At 68.8% G+C, this 19,166-nt stretch carries 14 protein-coding genes; 6 read left to right on the top strand and 8 right to left on the bottom strand.

From position 1 onward, the window contains the following. Positions 1–112: 112 nt before the first annotated feature. From ACU6XJ_RS04280 to ACU6XJ_RS04270, 3 genes are read left to right on the top strand one after another with little or no spacing between them, the layout of a single operon-like run. Positions 113–5,098 (top strand): NAD-glutamate dehydrogenase, encoded by a 4,986-nt coding sequence (locus tag ACU6XJ_RS04280; protein WP_476307018.1) that lies wholly within the window; start codon positions 113–115, stop codon positions 5,096–5,098. A 2-nt stretch (positions 5,099–5,100) separates the two neighbouring features. After that, the gene (locus ACU6XJ_RS04275) at positions 5,101–5,529 is read left to right on the top strand and encodes an acyl-CoA thioesterase (protein ID WP_476307017.1); all 429 of its coding nucleotides are present in this window, start codon (positions 5,101–5,103) and stop codon (positions 5,527–5,529) included. Beyond that, a complete protein-coding gene (locus tag ACU6XJ_RS04270; RefSeq protein ID WP_476307016.1) occupies positions 5,522–6,175 on the top strand; it encodes a DUF8185 domain-containing protein in 654 nt (217 codons plus the stop codon). The genes ACU6XJ_RS04275 and ACU6XJ_RS04270 overlap by 8 nt, the downstream gene beginning before the upstream one ends. Here ACU6XJ_RS04270 and ACU6XJ_RS04265 read toward each other — a convergent pair. The 6 genes from ACU6XJ_RS04265 to ACU6XJ_RS04240 all read right to left on the bottom strand — a co-directional run bounded on the left by ACU6XJ_RS04265 (position 6,172) and on the right by ACU6XJ_RS04240 (position 12,900). After that, positions 6,172–6,540, bottom strand: a complete 369-nt coding sequence (locus ACU6XJ_RS04265; RefSeq protein WP_476307015.1) for a hypothetical protein — start codon at positions 6,538–6,540, stop codon at positions 6,172–6,174. The two genes, ACU6XJ_RS04270 and ACU6XJ_RS04265, sit on opposite strands and share 4 nt — an antisense overlap. Positions 6,541–6,661: 121 nt before the next feature. Next, positions 6,662–8,260 carry a glycoside hydrolase family 13 protein gene (locus ACU6XJ_RS04260; RefSeq protein ID WP_476307013.1) on the bottom strand — a complete coding sequence of 533 codons (1,599 nt, stop codon included), beginning with the start codon at positions 8,258–8,260 and terminating at the stop codon, positions 6,662–6,664. 142 nt (positions 8,261–8,402) lie between these two features. Beyond that, positions 8,403–8,786 carry a globin gene (locus ACU6XJ_RS04255; RefSeq protein WP_476307012.1) on the bottom strand — a complete coding sequence of 128 codons (384 nt, stop codon included), beginning with the start codon at positions 8,784–8,786 and terminating at the stop codon, positions 8,403–8,405. A gap of 115 nt (positions 8,787–8,901) precedes the next feature. Then, positions 8,902–9,615, bottom strand: a complete 714-nt coding sequence (locus ACU6XJ_RS04250; protein ID WP_476307011.1) for a S1 family peptidase — start codon at positions 9,613–9,615, stop codon at positions 8,902–8,904. Positions 9,616–9,713: 98 nt separating this feature from the next. Further along, a complete protein-coding gene (locus tag ACU6XJ_RS04245) occupies positions 9,714–10,721 on the bottom strand; it encodes a mechanosensitive ion channel family protein (RefSeq protein ID WP_476307010.1) in 1,008 nt (335 codons plus the stop codon). A gap of 82 nt (positions 10,722–10,803) precedes the next feature. Continuing rightward, positions 10,804–12,900 carry a prolyl oligopeptidase family serine peptidase gene (locus ACU6XJ_RS04240; protein WP_476307009.1) on the bottom strand — a complete coding sequence of 699 codons (2,097 nt, stop codon included), beginning with the start codon at positions 12,898–12,900 and terminating at the stop codon, positions 10,804–10,806. A gap of 251 nt (positions 12,901–13,151) precedes the next feature. Between ACU6XJ_RS04240 and ACU6XJ_RS04235 the strand changes: the two genes are divergently transcribed. Next, a complete protein-coding gene (locus tag ACU6XJ_RS04235; RefSeq protein WP_476307008.1) occupies positions 13,152–13,805 on the top strand; it encodes an HNH endonuclease in 654 nt (217 codons plus the stop codon). A gap of 13 nt (positions 13,806–13,818) precedes the next feature. On the opposite strand, the gene ACU6XJ_RS04230 is transcribed toward ACU6XJ_RS04235, so the two are convergent. Continuing rightward, entirely contained in the window at positions 13,819–14,823 is a 1,005-nt protein-coding gene (locus tag ACU6XJ_RS04230; RefSeq protein ID WP_476307006.1) for a hypothetical protein, read from the bottom strand. Between the two features lie 859 nt (positions 14,824–15,682). On the opposite strand from ACU6XJ_RS04230, the gene ctaJ reads away from it, so the two are divergent. Then, complete coding sequence (gene ctaJ, locus ACU6XJ_RS04225) at positions 15,683–15,937, top strand: aa3-type cytochrome oxidase subunit CtaJ (protein WP_476307005.1); 255 nt, start codon at positions 15,683–15,685, stop codon at positions 15,935–15,937. Then, positions 15,924–16,403 (top strand): DUF5130 family protein, encoded by a 480-nt coding sequence (locus ACU6XJ_RS04220; RefSeq protein WP_476307004.1) that lies wholly within the window; start codon positions 15,924–15,926, stop codon positions 16,401–16,403. The genes ctaJ and ACU6XJ_RS04220 overlap by 14 nt, the downstream gene beginning before the upstream one ends. An 82-nt stretch (positions 16,404–16,485) precedes the next feature. On the opposite strand, the gene pepN is transcribed toward ACU6XJ_RS04220, so the two are convergent. After that, positions 16,486–19,050 carry an aminopeptidase N gene (gene pepN / locus ACU6XJ_RS04215; RefSeq protein ID WP_476307003.1) on the bottom strand — a complete coding sequence of 855 codons (2,565 nt, stop codon included), beginning with the start codon at positions 19,048–19,050 and terminating at the stop codon, positions 16,486–16,488. Positions 19,051–19,166: the final 116 nt, after the last annotated feature.

Raw genomic sequence — 19,166 nt, 5'->3', positions numbered from 1 at the left:
GTCTAAACCATTGGGCCGCCGAGCTCACCGCCAGTTGTCGAACACGCTGGGTGCCCAACTAGTGTGGCTAGGGGCACGACGAGGTGCCAGCTAGCGTGGAGTCGATGCGAACATGACCTCGACCGGAGCGATATCCCGGCAGGACGGTACTGGCCCGCACGATGCGGCCTCCGCCGTCGACCAGCACACCCCCAATCCCGAACTGGCGGTTGACCAGCTTTTGGCGCAGGCAGCGCGGCTTGCCCCGGAGTTCGGCGATCTGCTGCAGCTGTACTACCGCCACGTTCCGGCCGAGGAAGTCATCGACGATGACCCGGCCGATCTTGTGGGGGCGCTGCGCTCGCACCACCAGCTCGCCGAGAACCGGGTGCCGGGACGCCCCGCGATCAGGGTGCTCAACCCCACCAGGGGCGACGACGGCTGGCACTGCCCGGCCACGGTGATCCAACTGGTCACCGACGACATGCCCTACCTGGTCGACTCCGTCAACGCCGAGCTCACCCGCAGCGGCGTGCAGGTCCAGCGGGTCGTGCACCCCATCCTGGTGGTGCGCCGCGACGTCACCGGCCGGTTGCAGGATGTGTTGCTCGACGCCGACCCCAGCGCCCCGCCCGCCGACGCGTTGCCCGAATCCTGGATGCACATCGAGGTCGACCTCATCACCGACCGTGAACGCGGCCGGGAGCTGGAGCAGCGGCTGGTTTCGGTGCTCAACGACGTCCGCGAGGTCGTCGAGGATGCGCAGAAGATGCGCGGCGTGGCCTGCCAGATCGCCGACCAGCTGGAGAAGCAGCCGCCGCCGTTGGACGGCGCGGAGGTCTCCGATGGCGCCGCGCTGCTGCGCTGGCTCGCCGACGGCCACTTCACGTTCCTCGGCTACCGCCACTACGAGCTCAAACGCGACGCGGGCCATGACGAGGCGGTGCTGCGCGCGGTGCTGGCCTCCGGGCTGGGCGTGCTCCGCCAGGACAGCCTCGCCGCCCGCAGTTTCACCGCCGGACCGGATGCCTCCCAGGTCTTCGCCCGCCAGCTGCTGGTGCTCACCGAGGCCAGCGCGCCGTCCACGGTGCACCGCTCGGTGTACCCGTACTTCGTCGGCGTCAAGACCTTCGACGAGGACGGCGACGTCACCGGCGAGCACCGCTTCCTCGGCGTGTTCACGAGCACCGGGCTGCACGAGGACGTGATGGACATCCCGGTGATCTCGGGCCGGGTGCTCGAGGTGATCCACCGCGCGGGCTTCCCGCTGGAGTCCTACTCGGGTCAGCGGATGCTGGACGTGATCCAGAACTACCCGCGCAGCGAGCTGTTCTCCACCGACACCGACTTCCTCTACGACATCACCACCGGCGTGCTGTCGCTGGCGGAGAGACGCAGACTGCGGCTGTTTCTCCGCCGGGACACCTACGGCCGCTTCTACTCCGCGCTGGTGTACCTGCCGCGCGACCGCTACACCACCACCTCCCGGCTGGCCATGCAGGAGGTGCTGCTCGAGGAGCTCCAGGGCACCAGCCTGGAGTACAGCGCCCGCATCGGCGAGTCCCAGCTGGCACGGGTGCACTTCACCGTGCACACCGACCCGGCCCGCCAGATCGAGCCGGACACCGTGCGCATCCAGCAGCGCCTCACCGAGGTGGTGCGCAGCTGGGCGGACCGGATGACCGAGGCGGTGCTGGCCGAGCAGCAGCACGTCTCGCGGACCGGCACCAGCGAGCAGATCGTGCCGGTGGGCGCGGAGTCGGCCACCGAACTGGGCCACCGCTACGCCGCCTGCTTCCCGGAGGCCTACAAGGAGGACTTCGCCGCCGTCGAGGGCCTCGCCGACCTGCGCAGGCTGCAGGCGTTGCGGAACCCCTCCGACCTGGACATGTCCTTCTACGTGCCCGCCGACGCCGAGCCGGGGGAACGGCGCTTCAAGCTGTACCTGGCGGGCGGGCGGGTCAGCCTGTCCAATGTGCTGCCGGTGTTGCAGAAGATGGGCGTCGAGGTCGTCGACGAGCGGCCGTATGAGGTCAGCCGCGAGGACGGGGTCGAGTGCTGGATCTACGACTTCGGCCTGCGCATCGACGCCGCGACGCTGGAGGAGATCACCCCGGAGCGGGTCGACTCGCTGCGTGAGCTGTTCCAGGACGCCTTCGCCGCGGCCTGGAACGGTGCCGCCGAAGTGGACAAGTTCAACTCGCTGATCCTGCGGGCGGGCATCGACTGGCGGCAGGCCGCGCTGCTGCGCGCCGTCGCGAAGTACCTGCGCCAGGCGGGCATCCCGTACAGCCAGAACTACATCGAGGACGCCGTACTCAGCCACACCAGGGTGGCCGCCGCGCTGGTGCGGCTGTTCGAGGCGCGCTTCGACACCGCGCTCAGCGACGAGGGCCGCCAGGGCATGGTCGAGGCGCTGCGCGCCGAGATCACCCACCTCATCGACGAGGTCACCAGCCTGGACGCCGACCGCATCCTGCGCAGCTACCTCAACCTGATCAACGCGGTGCTGCGCACCAACTACTTCTGGCGGGACGGCGAGGGCAGGCCGAAGCCCTACATCTCGTTCAAGCTGGACCCCAAGGCCGTACCCGAGCTTCCCGAGCCGCGGCCGCAGTTCGAGATCTTCGTGTACTCGCCGCGGTTCGAGGGCGTGCACCTGCGTTACGGGCCGGTCGCCCGCGGCGGCCTGCGCTGGTCCGACCGCCGTGAGGACTTCCGCACCGAGATCCTGGGCCTGGTCAAGGCGCAGGCGGTGAAGAACGCGGTGATCGTGCCGGTCGGTTCCAAGGGCGGGTTCGTGCTCAAGCGCCCGCCCGCCCCCACCGGCGACGCGGGCATCGACCGCGACGCCTTCCTAGCGGAGGGCATCGCCTGCTACCGGATGTTCATCTCCGGCCTGCTCGACCTCACCGACAACCTGGTCGGCGGCGAGGTCGTGCCCGCCCCGCAGGTCGTGCGGCACGACGGCGACGACTCCTACCTGGTGGTCGCCGCGGACAAGGGCACCGCGACGTTCTCCGACATCGCCAACGACCTGGCGAAGTCCCGCGGCTTCTGGCTCGGCGACGCCTTCGCCTCCGGCGGCTCCGTCGGCTACGACCACAAGGCCATGGGCATCACCGCCAAGGGCGCGTGGGAGAGCGTCAAGCGGCACTTCCGCGAACTGGGCGTGGACACCCAGAGCGAGGACTTCACCGTGGTCGGCGTCGGCGACATGTCCGGCGACGTGTTCGGCAACGGCATGCTGCTCTCCGAGCACATCCGGCTGATCGCCGCGTTCGATCACCGGCACATCTTCATCGACCCCGACCCGGACACGGCGGAGAGCTTCGCCGAGCGGCAGCGGATGTTCGCGCTGCCGCGGTCCTCCTGGGACGACTACGACCGCAACAAGATCAGCGCCGGGGGCGGGATCTGGCCGCGCAGCGCCAAGTCGATCCCGATCTCACCGCAGATCCGCGCCGCGCTGGACCTCGGCGAGGACGTCGAGAAGCTCTCCCCGTTGGACCTGATCAAGGCGATCCTGCTGGCCCCGGTGGACCTGCTGTGGAACGGCGGCATCGGCACCTACGTCAAGGCCTCCGCCGAGACCCACGCCGAGGTCGGCGACAAGGCCAACGACGCGGTGCGGGTGGACGGCAATGCGCTGCGCGTGAAGGTTTTCGGTGAGGGCGGCAACCTGGGGCTGACCCAGCGCGGCCGCATCGAGTTCGCCCGTGCCGGCGGCAAGGTCAACACCGACGCGCTGGACAACTCCGCGGGTGTTGACTGCTCCGACCACGAGGTCAACATCAAGATCCTGCTGGACCGGATGGTCGCCGAAGGGCGCCTGGACCAGCAGGATCGCGTCGAGTTGCTGCTGAGCATGACCGACGAGGTCAGCGACCTGGTGCTGGCCGACAACTACCGGCAGAACGCGGTGCTGGGCATCAGCCGTGCGCACAACGCCGCGATGCTGTCGGTGCACGCCCGGCTGGTGGAGTACCTCGAACGACGCTGTGGGCTGGACCGCAAGCTGGAGGCGCTGCCGACGGCCAGCCAGTTCCGCGCCATGGAGAAGGCGGGCGACGGCCTCACCTCACCCGAGCTGTGCACGCTGCTGGCGCATGTGAAGCTGGCACTCAAGCAGTGGGTGCTGGCCAGCGAACTGCCCGATATGGACATCTTCGCGAGCCGCCTGCCGGACTACTTCCCGACGCCGCTGCGGGAGCGTTTCGGCGACCACATCCCGGCGCACCCGCTGCGCCGGGAGATCACCACGACGCAGCTGGTCAACGAGGTCGTGGACGGTGCGGGCATCTCGTATGCCTTCCGGCTGGCCGAGGAGATCAGCGCGGCGGAGACCGACGCGGTGCGCGCCTACGCCGTCGTGACCAGGGTGTACGACCTGCGGTCGCTGTGGCGGGAGATCGACGCGTTGGACACCGTGGTGCCCACGGCCGTCGCCGACGCGATGGTGCTGGAGACCCGCAGGCTGCTGGACCGCGCGTCCCGCTGGCTGCTGACCAACCGCCCGCAGCCGCTGGCGGTTGGCGCGGAGATCGCGCGGTTCGCGCCGGTGGTCTCCGAACTCGCGCCGCGGGCAATGGAGTTGCTTCAGGGCCGCGAGCACGAGGTGGTGTCGGCACACGCGGAGCGCCTGATCGATGCCGGGGTGCCGGTGGACCTGGGCAACCGGGTCGCCGCGCTGCTCTACACCTACGGCCTGCTGGACGTGGCCGAGATCGCGGAACTGGCCGAGCGGGAGGCCGGTGAGGGCAAGGAGCGCTCGGCGACCGAGACCGCCGAGCTGTACTACGCGTTGTCCGAGCATCTCGGCGTCGACCGGATGCTGATGGCGGTGAGCGCGCTCGAGCGTGGCAACCGCTGGCACGCGCTGGCCAGGCTGGCGCTACGGGACGACCTGTACTCTTCGCTGCGCGCGATCACCCTCGACGTGCTGCGGACCTCGGAGCCCGATGAGAGCGCCGAGGAAAAGATCGCCAACTGGGAGCAGGCCAACGCCTCCCGACTGGAGCGGGCCCGCAGCTCGCTGCAGGAGATCGCCAAGGCAGGCAAACTGGATCTGGCGACGCTGTCGGTTGCGGCCCGCCAAGTACGGAGCATGGTTCGCTGATCGTGGGAAGTTTCGTCACCGAGGTCCAGGCACGCTGGTCGGACATGGATGCCTTCGGGCATGTCAACCATGCCAACACGGTCACGCTGCTGGAGGACGCCCGGATCGCGTTGCTGGCAGGCGAGGGTGCGCGGCGGGGCGCCGACATGATGCGTGGCATCGTGGTGTCCCGCTTGGTCGTGGATTATGTCGCGCCGCTGCCCTACAGCGGGCGGCCGATCCGGGTGGAGATCACGGTGCGGGAACTTCGCGCCGCGTCGTTCACGCTGGGCTATTCGGTCTACAGTGGACGACGGGAGACGGATGCGGTGGTGGCGCGGGCGGAGACGGTCATGGTGCCCTACGACCTGGAAGCGGCGCGGCCACGGCGGCTGAGCGACGGTGAACGAGACTTCCTCGCCAGCTGGCGATGCGGGAGCGTGAGTGGCTGAATTGCAGGTGCCCGACCGGGACAACCGCGACGACCTCGGTGCGTTCGTGGCGAGAGCGGTCCGGCTCGATGCCGGTGTGCTGGTGCGGCTCCGCGTGCGCGGCGCCGAGAGCAGCGCGGACGGCATCGTGGAGGCCTGGACGCAGACCCCGTTCGACACCCTCGCCACCCGGTCGGTGCCCGGCAGGCTGACCCCGTCCGATATCACCGTGTCCGGCAACGACCTGCTGGCCTCGCTGGCCGTGGTCGGCGGGGAGCGGGTGGACCCCGGCGCGCCCAAGGACCTGCTGTGGCAGTCGCCCCTGCCGCCGCGGGAGGGCTGGCACCACGTGGACGACTTGCCCATCGAGGTGCTCACCGAGGTCACCGACCGCGGGGTCGAGGTGGCCAAGGAGAACCTGGGCCCCAAGGGCACCCCGCCCGCCTCGTTGCTGGACCAGTCGGTGTTCACCGTCAGCGGCGCCGGTCTGGACGTGAAGGTGCCGATGCGCTGTCTGTTCGCGCTGTCCGGCATGGGCTTCACCGGCGCCGCCCCGGCGCAGGGCGAGTTCGTGCGGGTCAGCGCCACCGATTCCTGGCTGCGCATCGACGCCCGCTACGGCGCCGTCGTCCGGCGCCGCCACGCCCTGCTGCCGTTGGTGTTCTAGGTCGCCCTGGCGTGCCGTGACCGTTCGGCGTCCGTGGCGTCCGGGGACACCGCTTGGCGTCGATTCAGCTGTTCGGCCAGTTGGTCCCGTTCGGTGGCCGCGGCCTCGGCGTCCCGGCGGGCCGAGCGGACCTGCGAGCGAAGCGCCCTGCGCTTGCGCTCCGCGGCGCCGATCATCCACATGCCAAGGCAGAACAGCAGAGTGAGCGCGATGCCTGCCAAGAAGGCGTGCAGAGGAGTCACGGCCCACAGATCGCGGCCGAACAGCTGCACCGTCTGGGCAGGACCACCGGTTGCGTTGTAGGTCAGCAGCAACGCCGCGAAGGCGCCACTGGCCACGATGAGCAGAAGCCCGAGAACGAGCATGGCATCCCCCTGACAGGGATCAGTTGGTCTCTTCCACGGCGAGGTCTACCCACTGGGCCTACATCCAAAACGCCTGCGCCAGAGGGCATCCCCGGACCCCATGCAGCGCGGGCGAAAGCCCTCAGATCAGCCAGGCGGCCGCGTCGGTGGGAAGGTTCTCGCCCTCGATCTCCGCGCTGGCCAGCAGGACCTCGCCCGGCGGCAGCGGCACGAGCTCGCCGGTGGTGTTGAGCGCGCAGATCAGGCCGCTTCCCTTGCGGCGGAACGCGAAGCAGCCCTCCGGAGCGCCGTACCACTCGATCTCCTGGCCAGCGAACGCCGAATGGTTGGCGCGCAGCTCGATGGCCTGCCGGTACAGCGACAACATCGAGTCCGGGTCCTCCAACTGCGCCTCGACCGTGAGCGGCGCCCACTCGGCGGGCATCGGCAGCCAGGTGATCTCCCCGCCGGAGAAGCCGAACGGCGGTTCCGCGCCCTCCCACGGGATCGGCACCCGCGCGGAGTCGCGGCCGCGGTCGGTGTAGCCGGAACGCTTGTAGATCGGGTCCTGGATCGCCCAGTCCGGCAGGTCCACGCTGGGCAGGCCCAGCTCCTCGCCGTTGTAGAGGTACACGGTGCCCGGCAGCGCGAGCTGCACGAGTGCCATCGCCCTGGCGCGCTTGCGGCCGAGGTCGCCGCCGCCATAGCGGGTCACATGCCGGACCACATCGTGGTTGGACAGCGTCCAGGTGGGCGGGGCGCCCACCGAGCGCACCGAGTCGATGGAGTTCTCGATCGCCGCCCGCACCGGGCCCGCGCCGAACTCGGCGGTCACCAGCCGGAAGTTGAACGCCGCGTGCAACTCGTCGGGACGCAGGTAGCGCGCGAAGCGCTGGTTGTCCCGCACCCACAGCTCACCCACGGCCAGCCGGTCGGGATAGTCGTCGAGGATCTTGCGGATCAGGCGGTGGATCTCGTGCACGCCCTCGGCGTCGAAACGCGGGTCGCGACCGTCGTCGCCGAAGATGTCGCGGCCCCGGCGCAGCAGATCCGCGGGCAGGTCCGGCAGGTCGCGCGGCTTGATCAGGGTGTGCGCGGCGTCCACCCGGAAGCCGTCGACGCCCAGGTCCAGCCAGAAGCGCATGGTGCGCTCCAGGTCGGCCCGCACCTCGGGGTCGGTCAGGTTCAGGTCCGGCTGCTCGGGGTCGAACAGGTGCAGATACCACTGGCCGTCGGCGACCTGGGTCCAGGCGGGCCCGCCGTGCAGGCTGGGCCAGTTGTTCGGCGGCTGCGAACGGGCCGGGCCGGTGCCCTCGGCGAAGATGTAGCGCTCGCGGGCCCGGCTGCCGCGGCCCGCGTGCAGCGCCTCGATGAACCAGGGGTGCTCGTGGCTGGTGTGGTTGGGCACCAGGTCGATGATCAGCTTGATGCCGCAGTCGTGTGCCTCGCTGACGAGGGCGGCGAAGATGTTGATATCGCCGAAGACGGGGTCGACGCTGCGGTGGTCGGCGATGTCGTAGCCGTGGTCGATCATCGGGGAGCTGTAGAACGGGGTGAGCCAGATCGCGTCGACGCCCAGCAGCTCCAGGTATCCCAGGCGGGCCCGCAGGCCCTCGAGATCGCCGACGCCGTCACCGTCGGAGTCGGCGAAGGACCGCAGGTAGACCTGGTAGAAGACGGCGTTTTCCCACCAGGAAGCCACCTTGGGTGAGTCCTGGGAGATATCGGCGGAGCGTCGCACGATGATTCATCCTGCCATCCAGAGCTGTTGCTTAGTCCCCGATTGGGCGATCAAGTTGACTCGTCGTCCAGAGACGGTGAACACACGGTGATCAACCGGGCGCACAGCGAGTCCGGGGAAAGACGACGAGGGTCGCCCGCCGTCAGAACCAGGCGTTCATCAGGCTGTTGGCCGCCATCGACAAATAGTTCCACAACTGCGTGCGGTGCTCCTCGGAGAGGTCGGCCTCATCCACGGCGACGCGCATGCACCGCAGCCAGGCATCCCGCTCGGCGGGCCCGATCGAGAACGGCGCGTGCCGCATCCGAAGGCGCGGGTGTCCGCGCTGGTCGGAATAGGTGTGTGGACCGCCCCAGTACTGTTCGAGGAACATCCGCAGCCGGTCCTCGGCGGGCCCGAGGTCCTCCTCGGGATACAGCGGACGGAGCAGCTCGTCCTTGGCGACCTCTTGGTAGAAGCGGTGGACGATCTGACGGAAGGTCGCCTCGCCGCCTACCGCCTCGTAGAAGTTCTCCGGGGTCCCCACCCCTCAATGATGCTTTACGCCCTGGCACGCCCAACGCCTGGGGTCATCGAGTTTAGCCCGCTAAACCCGATCCGCAACTCCCTTCCCACCGGGTTCAGCGCGCTCAACCGAGGGTTCAGCCGCCGGTGTAGCGGCGGATGAAGTCCAACTGGGATGCGGTGCTGACGTAGACGACGTGGCCGCCGCAGCCCTGGCCGCCCAACCTGCTGGTGACGCCCGCGAACCGCCAGGTGCCGTCGACCTTCACCAGGGCGGGGCTGCCGGAGTCTCCGGTGCAGGCGCTCTTGCCGCCCGAGGGCGCGGCGCAGAAGTTCCACCTGGGGTCGTCGTTGGTGCAGCCCTCGGTGCCCGCGACCGCCGTGTCCAGCTCGCGCAGGTCGGGGGGCGTGCACTGGGAGTTCTTGCAGGTGCTGCCCCAGCCGAGGGTGCGCATCGGGGTGCCCGGCGCGGGCACCGCCTCGGTCATCTCGATCGGCTTGGCCGACACCGCCCGGCTCAGCTTCACCAGGCTCAGGTCGTCCTGGCCCGCGATGAACTGGGTCAGAGTGGCGGTCTCCCCACCGGAGTTGTGCAGCTTGCTGCCGACGCGCGCGGTGGCGCCGTGACTGCCGTGGATGCAGTGGGTCGCGGTCACGATCCACTCCGGCTTGATCAGGGTCGCGCCGCAGAACGCTCCGGGGCCGAGCGACACGATGAACGAGTAGTCCTCGGTGGCCGGGGTGCCGTCGATGATGTAGCCGTCCACCGGATCGGCGGTGGCGGGCGGGCTGAGCAACGCGATCGCGATCAGCGCCGCCGCCAGGGTGAAGACGCGCTCGGGCCGCATCATGGATTCCTCCAGAGGCGACCGGAGCAGGGTGTTTCACCCAGTAGAACGCGCCGCTTCCGGCGGCGTCAATCGCCGGAAGTCGAAGGTTCTGATGCTTCTCAGGTCGGGCCGCCGGTCTCCTTGCCTGCGGAGCCGGGCATGCCGAAGGGGCTGCGGCCGCCGAAGTATGGGGGCTCGATGCCCGCATCGTCGAACGCCGCTTTGATCTTGGCGCGCAGGGTCCGCTGCACCGCCCACTGGCGGCCGGGCCGTGTCTTCACGGTCAGGCGCAGCGTGATGCTCTCCGGCGTCACCTTCTCCACGCCGAGCACCTCCGGCGGCTCCAGCGTGTCGGCCTTCATCGGCTCTTCCTCGACGGCCGCGCCGATGACCTGCCTGGCCAGTTCGCTCGCCTCGTCCACGTTGGCGTGGTGGGCCAGCGGGACGTCCACCACGGCCACCGCGAAGCCCTGGCTGGAGTTGCCGACGCGCAGCACCTCGCCGTTGCGGACGTACCAGACGGTGCCGTTGACGTCCCGCAGCGTGGTGACCCGCAGGCCGACCGCCTCCACGGTGCCGGTGGCCTCGCCGAGGTCGACGATGTCGCCGACGCCGTACTGGTCCTCCAGCATCATGAACATGCCGGACAGGAAGTCCTTGACCAGGTTCTGCGCGCCGAAGCCCAGCGCGACGCCGAGGATGCCCGCCGAGGCGATGATCGGCCCGACCTTGATGTTCACCTCGTCCAGGATCATCACGAACGCCAGGCCGTAGACGAGGAACGAGGTCAGCGACTTCAGCACCGAGCCGATGGTCTTGGCCCGCTGTGCTCTTCGCTCGGACAGCACCGGGGCCGCGAACACCTCGGCCATCTTCGGCGCCTTCTCCTTGAACGGGCGCAGCAGCGGCGGCATCTTGCCGGTGTGGGCACCCAGCGTCATCTTGTCGATGGCGCGGTGCGCGAAGTAGCGCACGATGATGGCGATGAGCAGGATCAACGCCATCTTCGGCGGGTGGTCGACCATCCACTGGGAGAGCACGCCAAGCCACTGCTGGTCGGTCGCCTTGGCCACCTGTTCACAGATGCTGTTGGGATCACAGGGCTGCAAAACGATGTCCAAAATCAACTCCGAACGAGTGACTGTCGATGGCCGACACCCACTCTAACGATGTCCACATTGGACGGTTTCGCACAAGCGGGTGTGAGATTCAGCGGAACTCCAGGCCGGTGGCGTTCGCCGCGAACGTGAGCTCGTCGGTGAGCAGCGCGATACTGCGGCTCACCGAGCGGGCGCCGTGCCCGACCTCGGTCTCCCGCCGCAGCAGCACCGGCAGCTTCGCCGGGTCGCTGCCGGTGGCGTGTTGGAGCGCCGCGCACATCTTGCGGGCGTGGTTGGGATCTACCCGGCTGTCCGCCTCGAACACCGTGAACAGCACGGACGGATAGGCCTCGCCGGTCACGACCTTGTGGTAGGGCGAGTAGGACAACAGCCAGTCGAGCTCCTCCGGGTTGTCGGCGCTGCCGTACTCGTCGTTCCACGTCCTGCCCAGCAGGAAACGTTCATAGCGCACCATGTCCAGCAGCGGAGCCGAGCAGACCACCGCCCGGAACAGTTCCGGCCGCTGGGTCACTGCGGCCCCGACCAGCAGACCGCCGTTGCTGCCGCCCATGATCGCCAGCTGCTCCGGGGTGGTCCAGCCCTCCCGGATCAGGTGCTCGGCGGCGGCGTGGAAGTCGTCGAAGACGTTCTGCTTGGACTCGCGCATGCCCGCGCGGTGCCAGGCCTCGCCCTCCTCGCCGCCGCCGCGCAGCGAGGCCCAGGCCCATACGCCGCCCGCGGCCACCCAGCTCAGCGCCGAGGGCTGATAGCCGGGTTTGCGGCTGACGGAGAAGCCGCCGTAGCCGTTGAGCAGCGTGGGTCGGGTCTGGTCAGGCTTCCCGGTGGGTGAGATGACGAACATGCGCACCGTGGTGCCGTCGGCGGAGGTGTACTCGACCTGCGCGGTGTGCACGGCCGGGATGTCGACCTCGCCCGGCGCGGACTCGAGCAGTTCCGTGCGGCCGGTCTCCAAGGAGTAGCCGTGCACGCAGATCGGCGTGGTGAAGTCAGCCCAGCCCAGCCAGACCCGGCCCCGGCCCGCCTCGGTGCGGGGGTCCACCGTGGTCAGGCCGTGCACCGAGCCGGTGCCCGGCAGCGGGATCTCCCCGACATGGGCACCGGTACTCGGATCGTGCAGGTGCACCTCCGCCACCGCGTGCCTGGTGCGCAGCAGCACCAGCCGGGACTCGCCGTCGCCCGCGTCCAGCCAGCGGACGCCGTCGAGCACCGAGTCGGCCTCCTCGGCGACAAGCTCGGTCCACTCGGTGGGGTTCTCCGGGTCGGCGACGCACAGCCGCCAGCGCGGCGCGTCGCGGGTGGTCAGCAGGTAGAGCCTGCCGTCCCGCTCGACCCAGGCGGCGCAGCGCGCGCCTTCCTCGGCGTCCAGGATCTGTCGGGGCGCGCCGTCGCCGTGCAGGTCGGCCAGCCACACCGAGTCGCGCGGGGCGGTGCCCGCGCTGGCGTCGATCACCAGCCAGCGGCCGTTCGCCGAGGCGGTCACGCCGTAGTAGTTGGTGGGGTCCAGGCCTTCGCCGTGCACCAGCACGTCGGTGGACGGATCGGTGCCGACGCGGTGGCGGTAGACGCGGCGGTGGAAGTGCTCCTCGCCATCGGGCAGGGTGGCCGGGTCCAGCCTGCGGACGAAGAAGAACTCCTCGCCGCCGGGCAGCCAGGCGACCGAGGAATAGCGGCAGCGGTCGATGGGGCCGTCCAGCACCTCGCCGCTGTCGATGTCCAGCACATGCAGCAGCGACTGCTCGTCGCCGCCGACGGAGACCTGGTAGGCGAGGCGGTCACCCTCCAGGCTCGGCGACCAGGTGTCCAGCGTGGTCAGACCGGACTCGTCGAGGGTGCTGACGTCGAGCAGCACGCGCTCGCTGCCGTCGCGGTCGCGCAGGTACAGCACCGGGTACTCCTGACCGGGCTTGCGCCGGGTGAAGAACCCGCGCCCGCCGCGCCACACCGGCGGCGTAACCGAACCGGCGCGCAGCAGCGCCTCCAGCCGCGCCGACAGCTCCGACCGGCCAGGCAGGCCGTCCAGCCAGCTGCGGGCCAGCGTGTCTTGCGCGGTCGACCATTCCCGGGTGCTCGGGTCGGCGGAATCCTCCAACCAGCGGTACGGATCGGCCACCGGACGGCCGTGCAGGTCCTCGACCAGCTCGAGGCGGGTCGCGTCGGGGTAGGCCACAGCCAGCTCGTCTGCCATGACATGACTCTAGCTAAATGAAAACGTGAGTCGTTAGAGACTCTCGTCTACCACTCTCCGTGGTCATCGGAAAGAAAAGGTTCACTGAAGTTTCGGCACCGGCTCGTCGACACGTCATGTATCACACGTGCGTTCGGGGGCTCCTATGTGGTCTTCTAGTGCTGAACCGGAGGCGTCGGCGGACGCGGGCTTCACGGGCGCCAGACGCCTACGGATGCGGATTTTCCGCAGACGAAGGTGGAGGTGGTCGCGTGCCTGACCGACAACCGAGCCCCACCGGTGCCCTAGGCGGGGTGCCGCGGATGACGACGTGCTCGTCTCGCACGTGGTCTCCCATGCAGCCCGCCACCGTCGTGCGGGACAAGGCGACGGCAACAGGTGTCCCGGCATGGGGTCGGCAACGGGTTCTCTTGCTCAACTCGACGTTCGAGCCACTGACGGCGCTGCCGTTGCGACGGGCCGTGGTGCTCGTCGTCTGCGGTAAGGCCGAGGTGGTGCATGGTGACTCCGCGGGGCTGGTACTGCACTCGGCGACAGCCGCGGTACTGGTGCCATCGGTCATCCGGCTGAGCAACTACGTTCGGGTGCCCTACCGCGGCCGAGTGCCGCTGACCAGGGCAGGCCTGATGCACCGAGACCGATATCGCTGCGCGTACTGCGCCGGGCGCGCGGAGACGATAGACCACGTGGTGCCGCGCAGTCGCGGCGGCCCGCACACGTGGGAGAACTGCGTGGCCTCCTGCGCGAAGTGCAATCACCGCAAGGCGGACAAGCTGCTCAGCGAGCTTGGCTGGCGGCTGCGGATCACGCCGGTCGTGCCGCGCGGACCGCACTGGAGACTACTCGGCGGAATGCTCGACACCGACCCGCTCTGGCTGCCCTACCTGGGAGAGTCGGCCGCGTAGGTGAAATAGCCCGTCAGGCGGGCACGCACGACCGGGCCACGTCGTGCTGCTGCTTGCCGTAGATCCGCACGCCCTCGTGCCGGTTGTAGATGCGGACGCCGTCCTGCTTGCCGTAGATGCGTACACCGTCGCGCTGTCCGTAGATCCGGACGCCATCATGCTGTCCATAGATCCGAATTCCGTCTTGGCGCCCGTAGATCCGCACGCCATCCTGGCGGCCGTAGATGCGCACACCGTCTCGCTTGCCGTAGATCCGGACGCCGTCCTGCTGCCCGTAGATGCGGACACCCTCGCGCTGTCCGTAGATCCGAACGCCCTCTCGGCAGCCATAGATCCGAACGCCGTCCTGCCGCCCGTAGATCCGCACGCCGTCGCGCTGCCCGTAGATCCGCACGCCGTCGCGCTGCCCGTAGATGCGGACACCGTCCTGCTGTCCGTAGATCCGAACGCCATTCTGCTGTCCGTAGATGCGGACGCCGTCGCGCTGTCCGTAGATGCGCACACCGTCACGGTGGTTGTAGATGCGCACACCGTCCTGGCGGCCTTGGATTCGCGAACCGTCCTGCCTGCCGTAAATCCGCACCCCTTCGCGCCGACCGTAGATGCGCACGCCCTGTTCGCGTCCGTAAATGCGCACCCCGCGGTCCACCTCGGCGTAAATACGCACGCCGTCCCGCACTGCGGAGTTAGCCGCACCTTGCTCGTCACGGCCCTGGATTCGCGTGCCTTCGTGTCGTCCATAGATTCGAACGCCCTGCTCGGCGGCACCGTAAATGCGCACACCCTGCTGCTCGCCGTAGATGCGCACGCCCTGCTTCTCCCCGTAGATCCGAACGCCCTTGTTGTAAATGCGGACGCCTTCCCGGCTCCCGTAGATGCGCACACCCTGTTCGCGTCCGTAAATGCGAACGCCGCGCTCGGACTCGCCATAGATCCGCACACCTTCGCGGTAGATCCGCACCCCGCCGTGGATCTTGTCGAAGCTCGGCACCCTGACGTCGGTGTTGTAGATCCGCACCCCTCGTCCCGCCTCGTTGTAGATGCGTACTCCCTGCTGTGAAACTGAATGAAAGACATCCGTACGGGTGACATCAACAAGCGCGGTAGAGTGATACATCGTGTCGTCCTCCGGGGGTTTTGGGGGTTTTGGTAGCTCTAGGAGGGGGACCAGTCGGGTTTGCAAGACCCGGACAGGTGAAAAGCTAAGAGGCTCTGCTTGATCAGACAAGCCGCCAACCTGAGGGCCATTCGCGCCCGTACGGACCGGGACCGTTTGGCGGGCTCTTGAGGGCTTGTCGAGTGATCTGCCGTGAGTCATTTCATGATCACTCGTATGCCACTTGCGCAGCGCGCCGGACACGACTCGCTCGCAGTTCGCCAGTGGTGTGGCGACTGCGGCAAAGCGTTGTCCCACGACGGCCCCAACAGGAGGTTTCACAAAACCGAAGCACGCTGGTCGAGTGGCTGACGATGATCTGGACTGTCATTGTGTGACGAGTGATCGTAGGCGTTCCGCTTGACATCGTCGCTCATCATGGTGAAGTCGTTAGCCGCAATCGGAGCAGTGCGGTGGGTCCGGCGCCCGTTTTCGAAAATCGTTGCCGGCTCGTGTCGGGTTGAGTTCCTGAGCATCCCAACCGGGCAGAAGGAACCTTTCACAGATTAACAACGTTGAAACGCTTACCGTTGCTTCCGCGAATGTTGTGATGGGCTGCTCTGCCATTAGCGTTGTTTTCTTTAACGGATGAGAGCACCCTGCATTGCCGCCGTTACCCACAGTGGTAATCGCGGCGAACGCGCACCGGACGATGCGTTACCGGAAGGCTTGCCGCTCCCTCTCCGTGCCCCGGCCGGGCGCACCCTCTACAGTGCTCGGCGTGACTGTCGTGCAGACCATCGTGGTCTTCGTGCTGATCCCGCTGGGGTTCATCGGCGTGGTCGCGGCGATGACCCTGTGGCCATCCAGGGTGCGGGGCCCGCGCTACCGTTCCGGCCAGGACTGGGAGTTCGAGCCGGTGTGGTGGAGCGCCAACCCCGGCTCCACCGGCACCGCGACCGCGTTGGACAACATTCCCGCCGAGACCGCCGCGGCCTCCGGCACTGCCAGGGGAGGCGCCCGTGGGGGCTGGTGAGCTCGCGACGAGCCACGCCGAGGACCGCGAACTCGCGCTCGGCGAGGCGATCACCCCGACCGGCCGCGTCTCCATCGCGCGCCGCATCGTGCCGGAGCGGCCCCGGCTGCCCTTCAGCCCCGCCCAGCTCGCCCAGCTGGACGAGGCGCTGACGCTGGCCAGCCGGAGCACCGGCGTCGACTTCAGCATCTACCTCGGTGACCTCGGCGAGCACAGCAGGGCCAGGGTCGAGCAGCTGCACTCGGTGACCGGCAAGCCCGCCGACGCCGTGGTCATCGCGGTGTCGCCAGGACAGCGCCTGGTGGAGATCGCCACCGGCGAGGAGTCCGCCCGCAGGCTGCCCGACCGCGCCTGCAAGCTCGCGGTGATGAGCATGGTCGCCTCCTTCAAGGAAGGCGACATCATCGGCGGCCTGGTCAGCGGCCTGCGGATGCTCTCCGACCAGGCAGGCAGCAGCCACCGCTGACAAGGCACGCAGGCGGAGCCCACTTGTACTGATAGCCCGTGAGGGGCAACCGAGAACGTCGGTTGCCCCTCACGGCTTTTGGTCACGAGCGATCGAACTCGCGGGCGGCCAGGGCGCGGACGATGCCCGCGCGGCCCTCCATCACCAGCCTGCGCAGCGCGGGCGGCCACTCACCGGACAGCCAGGCGTCGGTGGCGGTCACCGTGGCCGGGTCGACCGCCCAGGACGGGAACAAGCCCTGCACCGCGGGCTGCGCGCGCTCGCTGGAGCGCCGCTCCCAGACCCCGGCGATATCGGCGAAGTACCGGTCGACGAACGGCATCAGCAGCTCCTGCTGGCCGGGGTGCGGGAAGCCCTGGATGATCGCCTCGTTCACCGCGTTGGGCGCCTCGTCGTCGTGCACCGCGCGCTGCCAGGCCCGCTGCTTGGACTCGGCGGTGGGGACCATGGCCCTGGACCGCTCCGCCTGCCTGCGCCCGGTCGCGGTGTCGTCCCTGCCCAGCTCGGCGGTGATCTCCGCATCGCCAGCGGCGCCGTGCGCGACCAACGACTGCAGCAGCCGCCACCGCAGGTCGGTGTCCACCTGCAGACCGTCCAGCGGGGCGGTCCCATCGAACCAGCCGCGGATCTCGGTGAGCTGCGGCTCCTCCAGCACCGAGCCCGCCAGCGAGTTGACGTAGGCCAGCTGGTGGTCCGACCCCGGCTCGGCGGCCTTCGCCAGCTCTAGCACCCTGGTGGCGAAGCGGCGCCAGCCCGCAGGCGCGAAGCTCTGGTCAGCGTAGAAGGACAACGCGGTCTGCGCCTGCAGCAGCAGCCGCTGCACCACCCCGACCTCGGTCTCGGCGGGCAGCCCGGTGAGCACCAGGTTGAGGAAGTCGCGGGCCTTCAACTCAGCCTCGCGCGTCATCTCCCAGGCAGCAGACCAACACAGGGTGCGCGGCAGCGGCTCGGTGATGTCGGCGACGCGGTCGATCAGCGTGGTCAGCGAGTCGGGGTCCAGCCGCAGCGCGCAGTAGGTGAGGTCGTCGTCGTTGACCAGCACCAGCTTGCCGCGGGACACCCCGGCCAGCTCGGGCACCTCGGTGCGCTCACCGCTGACGTCCAGCTCCACCCGGTGCACGCGGGCCAGCTTGCCGGGCCGCTCCGGATCGTCGTCGTAGATGCCGATCGCCAGCCGGTGGGTGCGCAACTCGCCGTTGCCGGGCCGCGCGGGGCCCTGCAGCACCGCGAACTCGGTGAAGCGGCCCTCGGCGTCCACGCTGTACTTGGGGCGCAGCAGGTTCAGGCCGGTGGTCTGCAACCACTGCGCGCTCCACCAGGACAGGTCGCGCCCTGACGCCTCCTCCAACGCCGCGAGCAGGTCCGACAGCGTCGCGTTGCCCCAGGCGTGCTTGGCGAAGTACACCCGCAGCCCCGCCAGGAAGTTGTCCAGCCCCACATAGCCGACCAGCTGCTTGAGGACGCTGGCGCCCTTGGCGTAGGTGATGCCGTCGAAGTTGACCTCGACGGCCTCCAGGTCGGGGATCTCGCAGGCCACCGGGTGCGTCGAAGGCAGCTGGTCCTGTCGGTAGGCCCAGGACTTCTCCACGTTGGCGAACGTGGTCCAGGCGTGCTTGTACTCGGTCACCTCGGCTTGGGCCAGCACGCTGGCCCAGGTCGCGAAGGACTCGTTGAGCCACAGATCGTCCCACCAGCGCATGGTGACCAGGTCGCCGAACCACATATGCGCCATCTCGTGCAGCAGCGTCTCGCACCGCCGCTCGTAGGCGTAGCGGGTGACCCTGCTGCGGAAGACGTAGTCCTCCAGGAACGTCACACAGCCCGCGTTCTCCATGGCACCGGCGTTGAACTCCGGCACGAAGCACTGGTCGTACTTGCCGAACGGGTACCGCACGCCGAAGTTGCGGTGGTAGAAGTCGAAGCCCTGCTTGGTCTCGGTGAACAGCCGCTCCACGTCAAGGTGCTCGGCCAGCGAGGCGCGGCAGTACAGGCCGAGCGGGACCTCGCCGCCCGCATCCGAGTAGGTGTCGCGCCATTCCGCGTACGGTCCCGCGACCAGCGCCACCAGATAGGTGGACATCACCTTGGTGGTCTCGAAGACGTGCCGCACGCCCGCGGTGCCGGGCTCGACGGAGGCGGCGGCCGCGTTGGAGATGACCTTCCAGTCCGCGGGGGCGTGCACCGTGAGGTCGTAGCGTGCCTTGAGGTCGGGCTGGTCGAAGCAGGTGAACATGCGCTTGGCGTCGGCGGTCTCGAACTGCGTGTAGAGGTAGACGCTCTCGTCGACCGGGTCGACGAAGCGGTGCAGACCCTCACCGGTGTTCATGTACCGGCAATCCGCCTCGACCAGCAGCTCATTGTCCTCGGCCAGGCCGGTCAGCGGGATGCCGTCGTCCTCGCGGTAGGCGCTGACGTCGAGTTCGACTCCGTTGAGCACCGCGCGGTGCACCTTCGCCGCCACCAGGTCCACCCAGGTCGACGCGCCTGCCTCCCGGCTACGGAACCGCGCCAGCGTGGTCGACCGGAACGTCTGCTCGCCCGCGGCGCCCTGGCCGTCGGTGAGGTCGAGCTCGATGGAGTAGGACTCGACCTCCAACAGTTCCGCGCGCTGCTCGGCCTGTTGCTGCGTGAGGTTCGGGGCGGGCACTGATCACCTCGGGGTTCTCGATCCGGACTCGGGCGGCCCGGCGCGACGCTGGGAATGAAATGGCGGATTCTGCTCGCATCAAATCACGCCGGGGCCCCACTGTGTGGCCAACCCGC

This window comes from Actinorectispora metalli, assembly GCF_056323685.1.
This window is presented reverse-complemented; position numbering and strand designations above follow the sequence as displayed.